This is a genomic window from Streptomyces sp. LUP30, assembly GCF_001746365.1.
Classification (GTDB): domain Bacteria; phylum Actinomycetota; class Actinomycetes; order Streptomycetales; family Streptomycetaceae; genus Streptomyces.
Genome location: NZ_MJAJ01000038.1, coordinates 39380 through 59302, shown reverse-complemented (window position 1 = coordinate 59302; position 19923 = coordinate 39380). Strand labels below are relative to the sequence as shown.

General features: G+C 72.3%; 10 protein-coding genes and 1 pseudogene. 9 read left to right on the top strand and 2 right to left on the bottom strand.

Translation table 11 applies throughout. From position 1 onward, the window contains the following. Window positions 1–9: 9 nt before the first annotated feature. Window positions 10–396: a hypothetical protein gene (locus tag BG482_RS27005; protein ID WP_069771743.1), complete on the bottom strand. Its 387-nt coding sequence runs from the start codon at window positions 394–396 to the stop codon at window positions 10–12. 474 nt (window positions 397–870) lie between these two features. Between BG482_RS27005 and BG482_RS27000 the strand changes: the two genes are divergently transcribed. The 5 genes and pseudogenes from BG482_RS27000 to BG482_RS45415 all read left to right on the top strand — a co-directional run. Beyond that, window positions 871–2700, top strand: coding sequence for a gamma-glutamyltransferase family protein (locus BG482_RS27000; RefSeq protein ID WP_069771742.1), 1830 nt, complete (start codon window positions 871–873; stop codon window positions 2698–2700). A gap of 100 nt (window positions 2701–2800) precedes the next feature. Next, window positions 2801–3664, top strand: a complete 864-nt coding sequence (locus tag BG482_RS26995) for an inositol monophosphatase family protein (protein ID WP_069771741.1) — start codon at window positions 2801–2803, stop codon at window positions 3662–3664. Between the two features lie 334 nt (window positions 3665–3998). Then, the gene (locus BG482_RS26990) at window positions 3999–5411 is read left to right on the top strand and encodes an NAD(P)/FAD-dependent oxidoreductase (protein ID WP_069771779.1); all 1413 of its coding nucleotides are present in this window, start codon (window positions 3999–4001) and stop codon (window positions 5409–5411) included. A gap of 34 nt (window positions 5412–5445) precedes the next feature. Beyond that, complete coding sequence (locus tag BG482_RS26985) at window positions 5446–5955, top strand: O-acetyl-ADP-ribose deacetylase (protein WP_069771740.1); 510 nt, start codon at window positions 5446–5448, stop codon at window positions 5953–5955. Between the two features lie 524 nt (window positions 5956–6479). Beyond that, window positions 6480–6626: pseudogene (locus tag BG482_RS45415) on the top strand (O-acetyl-ADP-ribose deacetylase); the annotation flags it as partial. Between the two features lie 19 nt (window positions 6627–6645). Here the strand turns inward: BG482_RS45415 and BG482_RS26980 are convergent. After that, window positions 6646–8655 (bottom strand): M1 family metallopeptidase, encoded by a 2010-nt coding sequence (locus BG482_RS26980; RefSeq protein WP_256096482.1) that lies wholly within the window; start codon window positions 8653–8655, stop codon window positions 6646–6648. A gap of 489 nt (window positions 8656–9144) precedes the next feature. On the opposite strand from BG482_RS26980, the gene BG482_RS26975 reads away from it, so the two are divergent. From BG482_RS26975 to BG482_RS26960, 4 genes are all read left to right on the top strand, one after another. Beyond that, the gene (locus BG482_RS26975) at window positions 9145–13599 is read left to right on the top strand and encodes a molybdopterin-dependent oxidoreductase (protein WP_069771739.1); all 4455 of its coding nucleotides are present in this window, start codon (window positions 9145–9147) and stop codon (window positions 13597–13599) included. Between the two features lie 204 nt (window positions 13600–13803). Next, a complete protein-coding gene (locus tag BG482_RS26970) occupies window positions 13804–17709 on the top strand; it encodes a glycoside hydrolase family 2 TIM barrel-domain containing protein (RefSeq protein ID WP_069771777.1) in 3906 nt (1301 codons plus the stop codon). A 169-nt stretch (window positions 17710–17878) separates the two neighbouring features. Further along, on the top strand, window positions 17879–19291 hold the full coding sequence (lpdA, locus tag BG482_RS26965) for a dihydrolipoyl dehydrogenase (protein WP_069771738.1): 1413 nt from the start codon (window positions 17879–17881) through the stop codon (window positions 19289–19291). A 120-nt stretch (window positions 19292–19411) separates the two neighbouring features. Beyond that, entirely contained in the window at window positions 19412–19891 is a 480-nt protein-coding gene (locus BG482_RS26960; protein WP_107450761.1) for a hypothetical protein, read from the top strand. Window positions 19892–19923: the final 32 nt, after the last annotated feature.

Sequence of the window (19923 nt, the reverse complement as noted above, 5' to 3'; positions counted from 1 at the left end):
TACCCGCCCTCAGCCCCGGCGGCGCCCGGCCGGCGGATCCTGCGGGTCCACGCCGGTCGTGGCGGAGGCGTCCCTGGCGCCGCTGGGGCGCTGGGAGCGGCCCTTGCGGCCGGTGTCGCGGCGGCCCTTCTCGTCCGCGTCGCCGTACTCCTCTCCGCGTGCGCCGGGACTCTTGACCGTGTCACCGGGAACGGACTTCGTCTCCTCCGCGGACCTGGTGCGGCCCCGGCCCCTCGCTTCGCCGTGTTCGGCCGCATGGAAGGAACGGTGGGCGCTCGGGTTGTCCTGCTGACGGGTCTCGTCCACATCGGGTGACCAGCCGTGCTGTCCGGCACCCTCGTGACGGCTCGGGCCCTCGCCGTGCGGGGGCTCGGACGAACGTGGTTTCTTCGACATGGTCCGACCTGCCTGTTCATGGTCCGTCGGGGGAGACGGGGGAGACGGGGGATGGGAGACGGGAGATGGGACGGCTGCCCATCGCAAAGCTGTCTAAATTGTCCCTTTCATTGCCATTCTCTGCACATCAAGGGCTCCTCCGAGGCGCCTGCGCGGACCGGTGACGCCGTCCGGGCCCCGCCAGTGATGCGACGGCGTCCGGGCGGGAGGGTCACTCGCGCCCCGCGTGCGGGGCCGCGCCGGGGGAGTCGGCGTCGAGGACGTCCGCGGCGAATCCGCGCGCCTCGACGCCGTCGCGGGCCGTCGCGCTGATCTCCCGTACCCCGGAGCGCCTGGACGGCCCGACGGCGGGCGGCGACGAGCCCGGGGCGGTCGCGCGGGCCGACGAACCGACCTGGCGCTCTCTGCGCGGTCACCGGGCCCGTGCATACTGTGGCGGGTTTCCGAGGACGCGTCATGAGGAGGCGGTGAGGGATGCGGTTCACCACCCGGCCCACGCTTCAGGGAACCTTCGGCATGGTGTCCAGCACGCACTGGCTGGCCTCGCAGTCGGCCATGGCCGTCCTGGAGGACGACGGCAACGCCTTCGACGCGGCCGTCGCCGGCGCCTTCGTCCTGCACGTCGTCGAACCGCATCTCAACGGGCCCGCCGGTGAGGCGCCCGTCCTCCTCGCCCCGGCCGGCGGCGATGTGCGGGTGCTGTGCGGCCAGGGCGTGGCGCCGGCGGGCGCGACGGTCGCGCACTACCGGGGGCTGGGCCTCGACCTCGTGCCCGGGACGGGACCGCTCGCCGCCGCGGTGCCCGGCGCGTTCGACGCCTGGATGCTCCTGCTGCGCGACCACGGCACCAAGTCCCTCGACGACGTCCTGAAGTACGCCATCGGCTACGCCGAGCACGGACACGCACCCGTGGACGACGTCGGCGCGACCGTCGAGACCGTACGGGAGCTCTTCGAGACGGAATGGACCTCGTCCGCGGAGGTGTACCTGCCGGAGGGGAGGCCGCCTCGCCCCGGAGAACTGCTGCGCAACCCCGTCCTCGCCGCCACCTGGAAGCGGCTGCTCGCCGAGACCGCCGGGACGGGCGGCCGGGAGGCACGGATCGACGCCGCCCGGGAGGTGTGGCGGACCGGATTCGTCGCCGAGGCGCTCGTCCGGCAGGCCGCCCGGCCCACCCTGGACACCAGCGGCGAGCGCCACACCGGCGCCCTCACCGCCGCCGACCTCGCCGCCTGGTCCGCGACGTACGAGACGCCGGCGACCTACGACTGGAACGGCTGGACCGTCTGCAAAGCGGGACCCTGGAGCCAGGGACCGGCCCTCCTCCAGCAACTCGCCCTGCTCCCCTCCGAGTTGCCCGCCTATGGCTCCGCCGACTATGTCCATCTGCTGGTCGAGGGCTGCAAACTCGCCATGGCCGACCGCGAGGCCTGGTACGGCGACGCGGCCGAAGTCCCGCTGGCCGAGCTGCTCGACGACGGCTACAACGCGCGGCGACGGCGGCTGATCGGCGACAAGGCGTCGTACGAACTGCGGCCCGGCAGCCCCGGCGGGCGTCCCCCACGACTGAGCGGCCACGCCTGCGTGGTGGCCGACGACGCCCCCGGCTTCAGCCCGATGGGCGTCGGCGAGCCGACGCTCGCCAACGGCACTGCGTTCCCCGTGCCGGGCGAGCCGCAGGTCACCGCCTTGGGGGAGACCCGAGGGGACACCTGTCACCTGGACGTCGTCGACCGCTGGGGCAACATGGTCGCCGCCACGCCCAGCGGCGGCTGGCTGCAGTCCAACCCGGTCGTGCCCGAACTGGGCTTCCCGCTCGGCACCAGGTTGCAGATGACCTGGCTGGAGGAGGGGCTGCCGAACTCGCTGACCCCCGGCCGTCGTCCGCGCACCACCCTCACCCCCTCGATCGCCCTGCGCGACGGCGTGCCGGTGCTGGCCTTCGGCACCCCCGGCGGCGACCAGCAGGACCAGTGGCAGCTGCACTTCCTGCTCGCCGTCACCCTCCGCGCGCGGGTCCGCGGCGGGCTCGACCTCCAGGGCGCGATCGACGCCCCCAACTGGCACAACGACGGATTCCCCGGCTCCTTCTACCCGCGCGGGATGCGGCCGGGCCGCGTCACGGTGGAGTCCCGCATGCCGACGGAGGTGGTGGAGGAGCTGCGGCGACGCGGCCATGACATCACCGTCGGCGACCCGTGGTCCGAAGGCCGGCTGTGCGCGGTCGCCCGAGACCCGGCGACGGGCATCCTGTCGGCGGCCGCCAACCCGCGCGGGATGCAGGGATACGCGGTCGGCCGCTGACCCGCGCGCGGAGCGACGGCGCCCCTGTTCTTCACACCGATTCCACCCGGGATGCACCGGGCGGGCAGGGATTGTCAGTGGGGCGTGCTCTCATGGAGGCATGATCGAAGACACGGAAACCATCGACGAGTTTCTCGCCCGCCACTCGGCCGACGTGGAAGAGGCGGTCCGCAAGGCCGCCGCGGCCGAGATCATGCCCCGCTTCCGGCAGCTCGCGGCGCACGAGGTCGACCAGAAGGCCGGCCCGCACGACCTGGTGACGGACGCCGACCGCAACGCCGAGCTGTTCCTCACCGAGGCCCTCGGCGCCCTCCTGCCCGGTTCGGTCGTCGTCGGCGAGGAGGCCGTGCACGCCGACCCGGCCACGTACGAGGCGATACAGGGCGACACGCCGGTGTGGATCGTCGACCCCGTCGACGGAACGCGTCAGTTCGTGCACGGCGACGACGGCTTCTGCACCCTGGTCGCGCTGGTCCGGCGCGGCGTCCTGCTCGCCTCCTGGACCTACGCCCCGGCCCGCGACCAACTGGCCACTGCGGTACGGGGCGGCGGCGCCTTCCTGGACGGCGAGCGGCTGTTCGCCGGCCCGCCCGAACCCGGCCGCGCCCTGACGGTGGCCACCTCGCACCCGTTGTACACGACCGACGAGCAGAAGCGCGCCCTGCTGCCGCTGTGGACGGACGGCATCGCCCCGCGCCCCTGCGGGTCTGCCGGGCTGGAGTACCTCGCCGTCGCCCGGGGCGAGGTGGACGCCACGGCGTTCTCCTGGGAGGCGGCCTGGGACCACGCGGCCGGCTTGCTGCTGGTCGAGGAGGCGGGCGGCGCCCATCTCACCCTCACCGGCGAGCCGTTCCGCGTCACCGGCGGCAACTCCCTGCCGTTCACCGCGGCCCGGGACGCGGCGACGGCCCGGCGCGTGACCGATCTGCTCTCGGCCGGCGAGCCCCTCCGAGAGGCTTCCTGAACGGTCCCACCACGCGTTCGGGAGCACCGGCCGCGCTGGGGAGCACCGGCCGTGCCCGGGAGCACCGGCGGCGCGTCGGGCGTCCTGCCATGCGTGGGAGCACCGGTCGTGCGGCGGGCGACCGGTCGTGCGTCGGACCACCGGTCGTGCGTGGGGCCCGCCTCCGTCCGCGTGCCGGACCGTCGACCGGGCGTGGGGCCACTCGGCGTGAGCGGATCCGATCTCCGGTTCGTCCCCCCGCGCCGCGGGTGTCGTCCTACCCCCGGCATATCCTGACTGCGGGGGCCACCGGTCTACGGGGCCACCGGCTGACGAAGGGGTCGAAGTGCCGTCGATGCTCGATGCGGTCGTGGTGGGAGCGGGGCCCAACGGGCTGACCGCAGCGGTGGAGCTGGCCAGGCGCGGCTTCTCCGTGGCGCTGTTCGAGGCGCGGGGCACCGTGGGCGGAGGAGTCCGCACCGAGGAACTCACCCTGCCCGGCTTCCGTCACGACCCGTGCTCCGCCGCACACCCCCTGGGCGTCAACTCGCCCGCCTTCCGCGCCATGCCGCTGGAACGCTACGGCCTGGAGTGGCTGCACGCCGAGCTGCCCATGGTCCACCCGTTCCTCGACGGCAGCGCCGCGGTGCTGTCCCGGTCGGTCGCCGAGACGGCCGCCTCCTTCGGCCCACGTGACGCGGGCGCGTACCGCCGCCTGGTCGAACCCTTCCTGCCCAAGTGGGACACCCTGGCCCGCGACTTCATGTCGTTGCCGCTGACCGCGCTCCCGCGCGACCCGGTCACCCTGGCCCGCTTCGGCCTGGTCGGCCTGCCGCCGTCCAGCTGGCTCGTCCGGCGCTTTCGCGACGAGCCCGCCAGGACCCTCTTCGCCGGGCTCGTCGCCCATGTCATGGCCCCGCTGACCGGCTTGGCCACCGGTGCCGTGGGCCTCGTCTTCGCCCTCGCCGCGCACGCCCGCGGCTGGCCGGTGGCCCGCGGCGGATCCCAGTCCCTCTCGGACGCGCTCGCGGCCTACCTCGAGGACCTCGGCGGCAGCATCCACACCGACTACGACGTCAAGCGCCTGGACGACCTGCCTCCGGCTCGCGCCTACGTCTTCGACACCTCGCCCACCGCCCTGGCCCGCATCGCGGGCTTCGGCAACCACTACGAGGGGTACAAGTACGGACCCGGCGTCTTCAAGATCGACTATGCCCTCGACGGGCCGGTCCCATGGACGGCGAAGGAGGCCCGGAGCGCCGGCACCGTGCAGATCGGCGCGGACAGCGCGGAGATCGGCGCCGCGCTGCGGGCCGTCTCGCGCGAGGGCCGGGCGCCCGACCGACCCTTCATGATCACGGTGCAGCCCAGCGTGGTCGACCCCAGCCGAGCCCCGGCCGGCAGACACGTCTTCTGGGCGTACGGCCATGTGCCCAACGGCTGGACCGGCGATCTCACCGACGTCATGGAACGCCAACTGGAGCGCTTCGCCCCGGGGTTCCGCGACCGCGTCCTCGCCCGTGCCACGGCCGGCCCCGCCGAACTCGCCGCCCGCAACGCCAACTACGTCGGCGGGGACATCGCCACCGGGGCGGTCTCCGGGCTCCAGGCCCTGCTGCGTCCCAAGCTGACCGCGTATCCCTACGCCACCCCGCACCCGGCCGTCTTCATCTGCTCGTCGGCCACACCGCCCGGGCCGGGTGTGCACGGCATGTCGGGCCACAACGCGGCGAAGGCCGTGTGGCGCAGTCTGCGGCAGCAAAGGTGAGCGGACGGCGGTTCCCGTTGGTATACACACGGTCATGACCACGATCACCCTCGTCCAGGGCGACATCACACGCCAGTCCGTGGACGCCATCGTCAACGCGGCCAACTCCTCACTGCTCGGCGGCGGTGGCGTCGACGGTGCGATCCACCGCCGGGGCGGCCCCGAGATCCTCGCCGACTGCCGCCGTCTGCGCGCCTCCTCCTACGGCAAGGGGCTCGCCACCGGCCAGGCGGTCGCCACGACCGCGGGTGAGCTGGACGCGCGCTGGGTGATCCACACCGTGGGGCCGGTCTGGCAGGCCGGCGGCGGCGATGCCCCTCTTCTCGCCTCCTGTTACCGGGAGTCTCTGCGCGTGGCGGACGAGTTGGGTGCGCGGACGGTCGCGTTCCCGGCGATCTCCACCGGCGTGTACCGGTGGCCGATGGAGGATGCGGCCCGCATTGCCGTGGAGACGGTCCTGAACACGCCGACGGGCGTCGAAGAAGTGCGGTTCGTCCTCTTCGACGCCCGAGCGTACGAGGCGTTCGCCGAGCGACTCGGCTGAGGCCCGCAGGTGGGTGCGGGCGGACTCGGCTCGCCGGGCAGGGTCGCTGTCCGGCGCCGCCCGCCGCAGCCGTCCACCACCCCTGCGCCGGCCGGTTCATCGAGGGCCTGGACGACATCGTCACCGACTCCCCCGACCGGGCGAGGAGTTCGGCCGCCGTATCGCCGGGACCGCGGGCGGCCCGGCCTCGTGATGATCAGCGGGCCTGACCACTCCTTCTGCCCCGCCAGGTTGTCCGGGTACTCGTCCGTCCTCGCGGAGGCCGGACTGCCGGTGGAGCCCGGCCTGGTGGTGACGACCCGGATCACGCGCGAACACGGGTGCGCAGTGCGGTAGTTGCTGTCCCGCCCCGATCGCCCCACCGCTGTGTTCACCGCCAACGACATGCGGGCGCTCGGCGTCTATTGCGCCGGAGGAGGGGTGAGGCAGCCTGGGACCCGCGAGACGCCCTGCGCGTCCCCTCGCACCGGCAGCCGAACGACCACGGCCGACCGCTCCCGCTCGGCTCGTCTGCCCGATCCCGGTCGGCGGTCTCGGCGGGCATCCACGGCCGGCCGACGGACGACGCGGCCCGGACCGCCGTGGAGACGGTCCGGGCCGCGCGGACGCATGCCGAGGAGATCAGGTTCGTCCTCTTCGACGAGCGGGCCTACGGGGCCTTCGCCCGGCAGGCCGACCGACGGTCCGGGATCACCCGTCGATACGGTGAGTGGTCCAGAACGACGTCAGGTCCGTGGTCGTGGCGGCCTGGGCGGCGGCCTTGAACTCGGCCGTGGTCGAGACGCCGTACCAGTGCGAAGTGGCGTAGTCCTTCAGCAGCTTGGCCATCGCCGTGTCGCCGATGAGCCGCCGCAGATCGTGCAGAGCGCACTTCCCGTACCCGTAGACGACGGTCGAGTACCGGGAGGAGTGGGCGTCCCAGTAGGCCATCGAGTCGGTGATCTTCTCTGCCGACGAGGCCCACGAGACGCTGCTCCAGCAACCGCTGCCCGTCTTGCCCTGCGCCAGGTCGGTGGAGTAGTCGGTGAAGGACTCGTCCAGCCAGGGGCTGTTGTACTCGTCGTCGCCGACGATCCCGTACCACCACTGGTGACCGATCTCGTGGGTCAGCGCCGTGGTGCTGACCAGGTCGAGGACGAAGCCGGGGTACTCCATGCCGCCGAACCAGTAGTTGTTGTCGATGACCGCGTCCAGCTCACCGTAGGGGTACGCGCCGAAGCGGGCCGCGTGGGCGTCCACGGCGCTCTTGGCGGTGGTGAGCATCGACTGGGCGTCGGCGGAGCTGATGCCGGTGACGGAGTAGACGTTGATCGCCGTCCCGGCGGCAGAGGTCCCGGAGATCTTGCTGAACGGGCCTGCCGCCCACGCGAAGTCGCGCACCTTGGTGGCGGTCGCCGTGGTGACGGTGCGGCCGCTGGAGCCGGCGGTGTCGACCGAGGTCCCGGTGGCCGGCACCAGCAGGCTCGTCGGGTGGTCGAGGGTGACCTTGAAGTCGGCGGCCAGCGAGTAGAACGACTCGCCGTTGTTCGTGTACGGGTCCAGGTGCCAGCCCGCCCCGTCCTTGACCGCCAGCACGGGCAGCGCGTTGCCGATGAAGGCGAACGCCCCGTCATGGCCGAACCGGTCGGCGCCGCTGGGCACGGTGATGCCGAGGTCGAAGCCGATCGTGGCGCTCTGTCCCTGGGTCAGGGGTGCGGCGAGGGTGATCTGCAACGCCGTGCAGGCGACCGAGAGGGCGCCGGCGGTGCCGCCCGTCACGTTGCCGACCGTGATCGGCATCGCGGAGCAGGTGCCGTGGTAGTTGTCCCACAGCCGCAGGTACACCTCGCTGAGCGGGGCGGAGGAGGCGTTGGTGAAGGTCGCGCTCTCGTGACCGGTCCAGACCGTGCCGGCCGTGTTGCCGGTGAGGCTGACGGTGTACGACGGGGCGGCCGGGGTGCGGGTGGAGTCGGCCGGCGGCACGGTGGCGCCGGAGGTGTCGAGCGCGATGTCGTCGAGGACGAAGCTCGACTGAAGGCTGGAGTCCTCCGTGCCGGTGAAGGCGAGGCTGACGGTCTGGCCGGCGAAGGCCGACACGTCGAACGACTTGCGCACGTAGCCGGTGTTCTTGTCGAGGTTGGAGTACGTGGCCAGGGTCGTCGTGCCGATCTTGGCCGTCAGTTTGTCGTACGCGGTGGACGACGTCGTCTCGGCGGTGTCGATGTGCAGCCAGAAGGTGAGGGTGGCGGTCGCGCATCCGGACGGGATCGTGACGCTCTGGGAGAGCGAGTCGGTGTGGGTGCCGCCGACGCCGTCCAGCCAGGCGAAGGCGGCGCCGCCGTGAGCGGTCTGGCCGGTGCGGCTGGTGATCACACTGGTCGAGGACTGCGTCCACGGCGAGACGCCGCTCTCGAAGCCTCCGTTGGCGACGACCTGGGCGGGCGCGCAGACGGCGGCCGCCGGGGCCGCCTTTCCGGACACGGGACCGTCCGCGGCGGCGGAGCCCCGGGGCTCGGCAACCTGCGCGGGGACGGCCTTGCGGGGGGCGACGGCCGCCGCCGGGCCGGCGTCCAGGGGCGTGACGGACGAGGCGGACGCGACCCTCCCGGACGAAGCGGCAGCCGGTGCGGCTGCCGCGGTGGTGGCGGGAAGCGAGACGGCGGCCATCGCGGCGAGGGTGAGTGCGCTCGCGGCGAGGGCCTTGCGGGGCGTGGGTCTCACACATGGCTCCTTTGCGGCGGCCGGGTTTCCGGCCGCCTGCTCGGTTGCTGTCCCTCACGGTGTGGGTGTGCCGGAGGGCGGTGCGCGCGGCGGCTGCCGGAAGCGTGACAGATTTGACGCGACCATGCCATCAGGTCCAGGCAAAGGGTCTCCCCGCACTCGGCGGCTCCTCCACGCTCCTCGGCCCCCTCGGCTCCTCGGCCCCTCCATGCTCTCCTCGACCCTCCGCCCCTCCGCCCCCCCCAACGCTCCTCGGCCCCCGCCCCGGGGGTCCCCGTCCGGACGGAGCTCAGCCTGGACGGTGGGCGACCCGACCGCCCCCTGGTGGGGCGGATCGGTCGCTCACATCCGGCCGCCGCTCGCTGTGCGCCGGGCTTAACCCCCGGCCGCCGGTCCGGGAGACACCTGTGTAATGCACGGTTCGTACGGTCGTGGAGGCTTGCAGAAGAGCCTCTCACCAGGCTGATCGCCAGACAGAAAGGGGCGCCCGTGGCCGCGCCGGACCCGCGGACCGACTGCGCGACCGAGACGAAGGTGCGCACGGTCTGCTCGTACTGCGGTGTCGGCTGCGGCATGGTCCTCGACATCGCCTTCGGGCCCGACGGCCGCCGTACCGTGCTGAAGGCGTCCGGCGACAAGCGGCATCCGGCGAACTTCGGCCGGCTGTGCACCAAGGGCGCGACCACCGCCGACATGCTCGCCGCACCCGGCCGCCTGAGCACCGCCCTGGTCCGCTCGGACCGCGGCGAGGAGCCGGAGCCCGCCCCCGTGGAGACGGCCATCGCCGAGACGGCGCGACGGCTGCGGAAGATCGTCGACGAGCACGGCCCCGACGCGGTCGCCCTCTACGTGTCCGGCCAGATGAGCCTGGAAGCGCAGTATCTGGCGAACAAGCTCGCCAAGGGTTACCTCCGCACCAACCAGATCGAGTCGAACTCCCGACTGTGCATGGCAAGCGCGGGAACCGGTTACAAGCTGTCTCTGGGCGCCGACGGTCCGCCCGGCTCCTATGAGGACCTCGACCGGGCAGACGTCTTCCTCGTCATCGGCTCCAACATGGCCGACTGCCACCCCATCCTCTTCCTGCGGATGATGGACCGGGTGAAAGCGGGTGCGAAACTGATCGTGGTCGACCCCCGCCGCACCGCCACCGCCGCCAAGGCGGACCTGTTCCTCCAGGTCAGGCCGGGCACCGACCTCGCCCTGCTCAACGGTCTGCTGCACCTTCTGCACGAGAACGGCCACACCGACCCCGACTTCGTCGCCGCGTACACCGAGGGCTGGGAGGCGATGCCGGAGTTCCTCGCGGACTACGCGCCCGCCACCGTCGCGGAGCTCACCGGCATACCGGAGGCCGACCTGCGGGAGGCCGCCCGGCTGATCGGTGAGGCGGGGGAGTGGACCAGCTGCTGGACCATGGGCCTCAACCAGTCCACGCACGGCACCTGGAACACCAACGCGCTCATCAACCTGCACCTCGCCACGGGCGCGATCTGCCGCCCGGGCAGCGGTCCCTTCTCCCTCACCGGTCAGCCCAACGCCATGGGCGGCCGGGAAATGGGTTACATGGGGCCGGGGCTGCCCGGGCAGCGCTCCGTCCTCGTGGACGCCGACCGTGCCTTCGTCGAGCGGATGTGGGGGATCGAACCGGGCACCATCAGGGCGGACGGCGTCGGCAAGGGCACCGTGGAGCTGTTCCGCAAGCTGGCCGACAAGGACATCAAGGCCTGCTGGATCATCTGCACCAACCCGGTCGCCTCGGTCGCCAACCGCAGGACGGTCATCGAGGGGCTGGAAGCCGCGGAGTTCGTCGTCACGCAGGACGTCTTCGCCGACACCGAGACCAACGCCTACGCCGACGTCGTCCTGCCCGGCGCCCTGTGGACCGAGACCGAGGGCGTCCTGATCAACAGCGAGCGCAATCTCACCCTCGCCCGCCCGGCCGCCGACGCGCCGGGAGAGGCCATGGCCGACTGGCGGCTCATCGCGGCCGTCGCCTGCGCCATGGGTTACGAAAGCGCCTTCTCCTACGACAGCGCGGAGCAGATCTTCGAGGAGATCAAGCAGGCCCACAACCCCGTAACCGGTTACGACCTGCGGGGCGTCACGTACGACCGGCTGCGCGCGGCCCCCGTGCAGTGGCCGGCCGCCACCGCCGACGGCCCCGACCGCAACCCGGTCCGGTACGTCGACGACGACGGCTCGCTCACCTTCCCCACGCCCTCGGGCCGGGCCGTCTTCCACCCGCGTCCGCACGTCCCGCCGGCCGAGATGCCCGACGACGACTACCCGTTCGTCCTGAACACGGGCCGTCTGCAGCACCAGTGGCACACCCTGACCAAGACCGCCCGGGTGGCCAAGCTGAACAAGCTCGACCCCGGGCCGTTCGTCGAGGTGCACCCGGAGGACGCGGCCGCGCTGGGCCTCGCCGACGGCGACTCCGTCGAGGTCGCCTCGCGGCGCGGGCGTGCCGTTCTGCCCGCCGTCGTGACCGACCGGGTGCTGCCCGGGTCCTGCTTCGCGCCCTTCCACTGGAACGACCTGTTCGGGGAGTACCTCAGCGTGAACGCGGTCACCAGCGACGCCGTCGACCCGCTGTCCTTCCAGCCCGAACTCAAGGTGTGCGCGGTGTCCTTGACGAAGGTGTCGACACCGGTTTCCGTGCAGTTTCCGTCGGCCGAGGCGCCGGTCGCCACGACGCCGGCCGTCCCCGTCGGCACACAGGCCCTCGTCCCCGCCACGGCCGGGGCCAGGGCCATGGCCACGGCCGCAGGCGCTGCTCTCGGCTCTGCCACTGTCACGGACGCCGTCCCCGGCGAGGTCCCGGCCCGGCTCGCCGGCGGGACGCTCGTCCCCACGGCGGTCCAGCCCTCGGCGGCCGCCGTCTTCGGTCTGGATCCCGCCCCGCCGCCCGTCCTGACCGAGCTGGAACGGCGGTACCTGGTGGGCTTCCTCGCGGGCATCCCGGCCGGCGCGCCAGGGGTGCCGGTGCTGCCGCCGGACGCGCCGTTCAGCCCCGAACACGCCATCTGGGTCAACGGCACCCTGGCCGGTATGTACTCCCGCACCGCCGCGGCCCCTGCGTCCGCCCCGGCACGGCAGGTCGTGATCCTGTGGGCCTCGCAGACCGGCACCGCGGAGGACTTCGCCGCCGCCACCGCCGCACGGATCACCGAGGGCGGACACGCGGCCTCCCTGGTCGCCATGGACGAGGCCGACCCCGCCGCCCTGCCCTCCGACGCCGATCTGCTGCTGATCACCAGCACCTTCGGCGACGGCGACGCGCCCGACAACGGCGCCGGCTTCTGGGACGGCCTCGCCGAGCTGGGCACCGGCCGGCTGGAGGGCCGCCGCTACGCCGTCCTCGCCTTCGGGGACTCCTCGTACGACGACTTCTGCGGGCACGGACGGCGGCTGGACCGCCGTATGGACGAGCTCGGCGCGCTCCGGCTGGCCCCGCGCACCGACTGCGAGCCGGACTACGAGACGGAGGCGGAAGCCTGGCTGGACCAGGTGCTCACGGCGCTGAAGGAGGCCACGGAGCTGCAGCCCGCAGTGACGTCCGAGCCCTCCGCGGGGCAGTCGGCCCCCGTTGCGAAAGCGGTTCCCCACGCTGTTACCGCAACTCCGGTCACGCCGAATGCGGTCCCGCCGACTCCGGTCCCGTCGAATCCGATCGCGTCACCTTCGATCACGTCGCCCACGGTCACGGCAAGCCCCCTCGCGTCAGCCCCGACCATCGGGGTCCCGACCAACGCCGTCCCGACCGTCGCCGTCCCGCCCGCCGCCGCTCCTCCCCCCGGGGCCCCGGCCCGCACCCGGCGGCCCGCACCCGTCACCGCCCGCCTCACCGGCAACCGCCTGCTGAGCCGTCCGGGGTCCGGCAAGGAGGTCCGGCGCTTCACCTTCGACACCCGCGACAGCGAGACCCCGCTGGTCTACGAGGCCGGAGACGCGCTCGGGGTGCGCCCCCTCAACTCACCCGACCTGGTGGCGGAGTGGCTGGCCGTGACCGGTCTCGACGCCCACTCGCGCGTGCGGCTGAACGGTGTCGGCGAGGCACCGCTCGGCGAGGCGCTGCTGCGCCATCTCGACATCACCCGCATCACTCCGGCACTGCTCCGCTTCACCGCCGACCGCACCCGCGACCCGCGCGAGCTGCGCAAGCTGCTGCGACCCGACAACAAGGACGAGCTGGCGAAGTGGTCCTGGGGCCGTCAAGCCGTCGACGTGGCGGCCGAGTTCGGTGTCCGGGCCGACGCACAGGACTGGGCCGAGCAGCTGGGACGGCTGCAACCGCGGCTGTACTCCATATCGTCCAGTCCGCTCACCGACCCCCATCTCGTCTCGCTCACGGTCTCCGTCGTGCGGTACGAGAACCTGGCCGGCCGGCCGCGGCAGGGCGTCTGCTCGCCGTTCCTCGCCGACGCCGGGCCCGGCGCCGAGGTTCCCGTCCATGTGCAGCGCTCCCCGCACTTCCGGCCGCCCGCCGATCCGGCGACCCCGATGGTGATGGTCGGGCCGGGCACCGGCGTCGCGCCCTTCGTCGGATTCCTTCAGGAGCGCCGGGAGCGCGGGCACCGGGGTCCCAACTGGCTGTTCTTCGGCGAGCAGCGCCGGGCGACGGACTTCTACTACGAGGAGGAGCTGACCGCCCTGCTCGCCGACGGCGCCCTCGCCCGTCTCGACACCGCTTTCTCCCGCGATCAGCGGGCCAAGGTCTACGTACAGGACCGGATCCGCGAGCACGGCTCCCAGCTGTGGTCGTGGCTCCGGGACGGGGCCCACTTCTACGTCTGCGGCGACGCCTCGCGCATGGCCAAGGACGTGGACCGGGCGCTGCGGGACGTCGCCGTCGTCCACGGGGGCCTGGGGGAGGCGGAGGCGGCGGCCTACGTGAAGCAACTCGCCTCCGACAAGCGGTACGTGCGTGACGTGTATTGACGGGAGTCGCCCAAAAGGCACCGGGGGAGCCGAGTGCACCAAGTGGCGTTGCGCCGAAGAGAGTTGATATTCGGCCATCGCGGCGCGTCTATGTTCGTTTATCCAACAGGAGTGGACAAGATCTGACGCACCCTCCGTCCGTGCAGAGCCGCACGGTTCGCCTTGAGGAAGGTCGTGGTCATGACCCACCCGCACGAGTCGTCCATGGACCGACCGGACCGCCCCCGGTGGGCGGAGCCGCACCGCACCCCACGGCCGGCGGTCAGCCGTCGCCGTCTGCTCGAAGGGTCGGCCGCCGCCCTCGGCGCGCTCGCCCTGTCCGCGCCCTCGGCCGCCCACCGCGCCCTCGCGGCCGACGCCGCCCCCGAGTGGAACGGCCGCGTCGACGTCTTCCGCCTCGGCGCCGAGGCCCCGCACACCACGCTCATGCCGTACGCGGACCTCGACCAGGCCCTGGCCGCCGACCGCACCCGCTCCCCGTACCGGCTGAGCCTGGACGGCGCCTGGAGATTCGCCTACGCCGACCGCCCGGGCGACCGCGACGTCGACTTCCACCGCACCGACCTCGACGACAGCGGCTGGGACACGATCCCCGTCCCGTCCGCCTGGCAGCTGCACGGTTACGACCGCCCGATCTACATCAACATCACCTACCCGTGGTGGGGCCCCAACGGCCTGGGCGAGGAGGCGCAGCCACCGGCAGCGCCCACCCGCTACAACCCCGTGGGCCAGTACCGCCGCACCTTCACGGTTCCGCGCGGCTGGTCGGGACGCCGGACGTTCCTCCACTTCGAGGGGGTCAAGTCCGCCCACTACGTGTGGATCAACGGCGAGCTGGTCGGTTACCACGAGGATTCCTACGACCCCGCCGAGTACGACATCACCGAGCACCTCAAGCCGGGCGTCAACCAGGTCGCCGTGGAGGTCTACCGCTACTCCGACGGCGACTGGCTGGAGGACCAGGACATGATCCGGCTGAGCGGCATCTTCCGCTCGGTCTACCTCTACTCCACGCCGGCCGTGCATCTGCGCGACTTCCGGCTGGAGACCCCGCTCAGCCAGGACTACCGGGCCGCCGAGCTGTCGGTCACGGCGAGTGTGCGGGACTACGGCGGACAGGGGGCCGGCCGGTACTCCGTCGAGACCCAGCTCTACGACGATCGCGGGCACCCGGTCTGGTCCCGGCCGCTGCAGCAGGCGGTCGCACTCGGTGCGGGCGACGAGACGACCGTCCGGGCCGCCAAGGCCGTGCCCACGCCACGCCTGTGGTCGGCCGAACACCCCGAGCTCTACACCGCCGTGCTCCGGCTGCGCGACCAGGCCGGGAAAGTGATCGAAACCCTTTCCCACCGGGTCGGTCTGCGCGAGTTCGCGCTCAAGGACGGCCTGATGCGCATCAACGGCAAGCCGGTGTCACTGCGGGGGACCAACCGTCACGAGATGCACCCCCGGCGCGGCTCGGCCCTCACCCGGGCGGACCTGGTCGAGGACATCGGCGTCATCAAGCGGCTGAACATCAACACCGTGCGCACCTCGCACTACCCCAACAACCCCCACTGGCTCGAACTCGCCGACGAGTACGGCCTGTACCTCGTGGACGAGACCAACCTCGAGACCCACGGCATCCGGGGCGAGTACCCCGGCGACCACGCCGAGTGGACGAGGGCCTGCGTGGCGCGCGCCCAGAGCATGGTCCACCGCGACAAGAACCACGCGTCGGTCGTCATCTGGTCCCTCGGCAACGAGGCCGGCGGCGGCAGCACCTTCACCGCCATGCACGACTGGATCCGCTCCTACGACACCACCCGTGTCATCCAGTACGAGGGCGACGACCGCCCGGGGATCAGCGACATCCGCTCCGAGATGTACGACAGCCCCGCCCGCGTCGAGGCACGGGCCAAGGACACCGGCGACACCCGGCCGTACGTCATGATCGAGTACTCCCACGCCATGGGGAACTCCAGCGGGAACTTCAAGAAGTACTGGGATCTGGTGCGCCGCTACGACGTGCTCCAGGGCGGCTGGATCTGGGACTTCGTCGATCAGGCCCTCGACTGGCCCACCCCGACCCGCAAGCTGTTCACCGAGGCCGGACCCGCCGGGCTGCGAGGTGAGATCGTCGCCCCCAGCGGCGACTTCACCCGTGACAAGGGCGTCCACGGGGGCACCGTCTTCGCCCGGGACGCGCGCCTCGACCTCACCGGATCCCTCACCCTGGAGGCCTGGGTCACCCCGGGCGTAACCGGTTACCACCAGCCCATCCTCGCCAAGGGCGACACCCAGTACGCCCTCAAGCAGACCGACAGGACGCTGGAGTTCTTCATCTACGGCAGCGGCCAGTGGGTCACCGCAGGCTGGGCCCTGCCCGACGGATGGACCGGTGCGGAACACCATGTGGCGGGCGTCTTCGACGCGACGGCGGGCACCCTGACCCTCCACGTCGACGGCGTGGTCCGGGCCACCCGGACCACCTCCGTGCGCCCCGCCGTGAACACCGCGCCCGTGTCCCTGGGCACCGACGTCGACAACCCGACCCGGGAGTTCAGCGGTTCCGTCCGGCGGGCGCGCGTGTACGCCCGGGCGCTCAGCGCCGCCGAACTGGCCGACGCCGGCCGCGGTCCCGGCGACGACGGCGTGCGGTTCTGGTTCGACGCGGCCACCGTCGCCTTCTCCGAGCAGCGGCCCCGCGAGCGGACGTTCTACGCCTACGGCGGCGACTGGGGCGACAACCCGAACGACGGGGCCTTCTCCGGCGACGGCATCGTCACCGCCGACCGCGGGCTGACCGGCAAGTCCGCCGAGGTCAAGCGCATCTACCAGGCGATCGGCGCCGCGCCCGCCGTGGGCCGCACGCTCGCCCCCGGCGCGGCCGTCACCCTCACCAACGAGTACCTCTTCACCAACGTCCGTGAATTCGACGGACGGTGGGAGCTCGTCGCCGACGGCAGGACGGTGCAAAGCGGACGGCTGAGCCGCGCTCAGCTGGACGTCGGGCCGCTGTCGAGCAAGGACGTCACCGTGCCGTTCAGGCTGCCGCGCGATCCCGCGCCGGGCGCGGAGTACTTCCTGCAGCTGTCGTTCACCACCAGGGAGAGCACGAAGTGGGCGAGGTCCGGCCATGAGGTGGCCCGGCAGCAGCTCGCCGTCGACGCCGCAGCCCCCGCCGTCACCCCCGTGCCGCTGGGCGCCGTCCCGGCGCTCGGCCATCGGGACGGCGCGACGTCGGTCACCGTCACGGGCAGGGACTTCTCGGTCACCGTCGACAAGCGGACCGGCGTCATCACCTCGTACCGGGCAGGCGGCGTCCCGCTCCTGGTCTCCGGTCCCGCGCCGAACTTCTGGCGTGCCCCCACGGACAACGACCGGGGCAACGGCCAGCACACCCGCAACCAGACCTGGCGCGACGCCGGAGCGCACCGCGAGGTGAGCGGGGTGAGCGTGCGGGCGCTGCGCGACCGGGCCGTGGAGATCAAGGTGGCCGGCACGCTGCCCACGACGACGCCGTCGTCGTACACCACGACCTACACCGTCTTCGGCAACGGTGAGATCAAGGTCGACAACACGCTGCACCCGGGCGCCGCGAACCTGCCGTACATTCCCGAGGTGGGCACCCTGCTGTTCCTGCCGTCCCGTCTGGAGCATCTGCACTACTACGGGCGCGGTCCCGAGGAGAACCACTGGGACCGCAACGACGCCACCGACGTGGGCCTCTACTCCGGCACCGTCACCGGACAGCGGACCACCTACCTGCGTCCGCAGGAGAGCGGCAACAAGACCGACGTCCGCTGGGTCGCCCTGACCGACGGCGACGGCGTCGGCCTGCTCGTCAGCGGCGAGCCGCTCCTGGAGGTCAACGCCTCGCACTTCACCCCCGAGGACCTGTCGGTCGGGGCCCGGCACGACTATCAGCTCACCCCGCGCAAGGAGGTCGTCCTGCGCGTGAACCACCGCCAGATGGGAGTGGGCGGCGACAACAGCTGGGGCGCGCACACCCACGACGAGTACAAGCTGTTCGCCGACCGCGACTATGCGTACACCTACCGGCTGCGGCCGTTGACCGATGTCGCCGAGGCGACGAAGGTCTCCAGGCGGCGCACGGCAACGTCGTAGCAATCGCGTTCAGCAGGGGAGACGGGGCACGGTCGGCGCCGGCCGTGCCCCGCCCGTCGCCCCCCGCCGTCCGCGTCCTCGGACTCCGCGGGGATCTCGTAGGGTCGGCATGTACACCAGGTACTCCACGGAACATGTCACCAGGTACTCCACGGAAAAGGAAAACTCCATGCCCGAGCAGGACGAACGCTTCGACGTCGTGGTGCTCGGCGCCGGACCCGGCGGGTACGTCGCCGCGGTCCGCGCCGCCCAGCTGGGCAAGCGCGTCGCCGTCGTCGAGGAGAAGTACTGGGGCGGCGTCTGCCTCAACGTGGGCTGCATCCCCACCAAGGCACTGCTGCGCAACGCCGAACTCGCCCACATCTTCACGCGCGAGGCGAAGACCTTCGGCATCAAGGCGGAAGGCCAGGTCACCTTCGACTACGGCGAGGCCTACCGCCGCAGCCGCAAGGTGGCCGACGGCCGGGTCAAGGGCGTCCACTACCTGATGAAGAAGAACAAGATCACCGAGTTCGACGGCCGCGGCGACTTCCTCGACGACCACACCCTGCGTGTGACCGGCGCCGGCGGGGAGACCCGCACCATCGGCTTCGACCACTGCGTCATCGCCACCGGGGCCACCCCGAAGCTGCTCCCCGGCACCCGGCGCAGCGCCCGCGTGGTGACGTACGAGGAGCAGATCCTCGCCGACGACCTCCCGCAGTCGATCGTGATCGCGGGCGCCGGCGCCATCGGCATCGAGTTCGCCTACGTCCTGCACAACTACGGCGTCAAGGTCACGATCGTCGAGTTCCTGGACCGGGTCGCGCCCCTGGAGGACGCCGACATCTCCGCCGAACTCGCCAAGCAGTACCGGAAGCTGGGCATCGACGTGCTCACCTCCACCCGCGTGGAGTCCATCGACGAGTCGGGCGAGCGGGTGCGGGTCACCGTCACCGGCAAGGACGGCGCCCAGCAGGTCCTGGAGGCCGACAAGGTCCTGCAGGCGATCGGCTTCGCCCCGAACGTGACCGGCTACGGGCTGGAGAACACCGGCGTGAAGGTCACCGAGCGCGGCGCGATCGACGTCGACGGCCGCTGCCGCACCTCCGTGCCGCACATCTACGCCATCGGCGACGTCACCGCCAAGCTCATGCTCGCGCACACCGCCGAGGCGATGGGCGTGATCGCCGCGGAGACCCTCGCGGACGCGGAGACCATGGAGCTCGACTACGTCATGATCCCGCGCGCCACCTACTGCCAGCCCCAGATCGCCAGCTTCGGCTACACCGAGGCCCAGGCCCGCGAGCTCGGCCACGACGTCAAGGTCGCCACGTTCCCGTTCACCGCCAACGGCAAGGCGCACGGCCTCGGCGACGCCACCGGCTTCGTCAAGCTGATCAGCGACGCCCGGTACGGCGAGCTCCTCGGCGGTCACCTCATCGGCCCCGACGTCACCGAGCTCCTCCCCGAGCTGACCCTGGCCCAGCAGTGGGACCTCACCGTCCACGAGGTGGCCCGCAACGTGCACGCCCACCCCACCCTGGGCGAGGCCGTCAAGGAGGCCGTCCACGGCCTGGCCGGCCACATGATCAACATGTAGCTCCGCGTGCCGTGCGCGGCGGAGCCGTTCACCCGGACGGGCCCGCCGCGCTCGCCGTGGCCGCGAGCCCGGGATGTGCTGACCTCCACCGGACCGACCACCGGGAAGGGAGCACGCCCCATGAGCCCGGCCTCCTCGGACGGCGAACCGGCCGGCGGCCCGCACGGCGAGATCGGCACCGCCTGGTCCGTCCCGCGCGGCGGACCGCGCCGGCTCCCTCCGCCCGGCGGCCGGACCGGCGACGGCGTGCTCTTCGCCGGCGTCCTGATGCTGTGCGGCGGCGTCCTCGCCGTCCTGCAGGGCATCGCAGCCGTCGCCGCCGACGACGTCTACGCGCGCGTCGGCTCCTACGTCTACGGGCTCAGCCTGACCGGCTGGGGCTGGATCCATCTCGTCCTCGGAGCCCTCGCGGCCGCCACCGGCGCGGCTCTGCTCAAGGGCGTGGCCCGGGCCCGCCGCCCGGGCGTCCTCCTCGCGGCCCTGAGCCTCGTCGCCCAGTTCCTGTTCCTGCCGTACGAACCGCTCTGGTCGATCACCGTCATGGCGATCGACGTGTTCGTGATCCGGTCCCTGGCGTCGTGGCCGCGGAGGGCGGCCTGAGGCGCCGGGCCGCGAGGAGGCCGTCCTGCCCG

Excerpts from the sequence above, each read along its gene's own strand:
- BG482_RS27005 (WP_069771743.1), bottom strand. The coding sequence starts at position 396 with ATGTCGAAGAAACCACGTTCGTCCGAGCCCCCGCACGGCGAGGGCCCG.
- BG482_RS27000 (WP_069771742.1), top strand. The coding sequence starts at position 871 with ATGCGGTTCACCACCCGGCCCACGCTTCAGGGAACCTTCGGCATGGTG.
- BG482_RS26995 (WP_069771741.1), top strand. The coding sequence starts at position 2,801 with ATGATCGAAGACACGGAAACCATCGACGAGTTTCTCGCCCGCCACTCG.
- BG482_RS26990 (WP_069771779.1), top strand. The coding sequence starts at position 3,999 with ATGCTCGATGCGGTCGTGGTGGGAGCGGGGCCCAACGGGCTGACCGCA.
- BG482_RS26985 (WP_069771740.1), top strand. The coding sequence starts at position 5,446 with ATGACCACGATCACCCTCGTCCAGGGCGACATCACACGCCAGTCCGTG.
- BG482_RS26970 (WP_069771777.1), top strand. The coding sequence starts at position 13,804 with ATGGACCGACCGGACCGCCCCCGGTGGGCGGAGCCGCACCGCACCCCA.
- lpdA (WP_069771738.1), top strand. The coding sequence starts at position 17,879 with ATGCCCGAGCAGGACGAACGCTTCGACGTCGTGGTGCTCGGCGCCGGA.
- BG482_RS26960 (WP_107450761.1), top strand. The coding sequence starts at position 19,412 with ATGAGCCCGGCCTCCTCGGACGGCGAACCGGCCGGCGGCCCGCACGGC.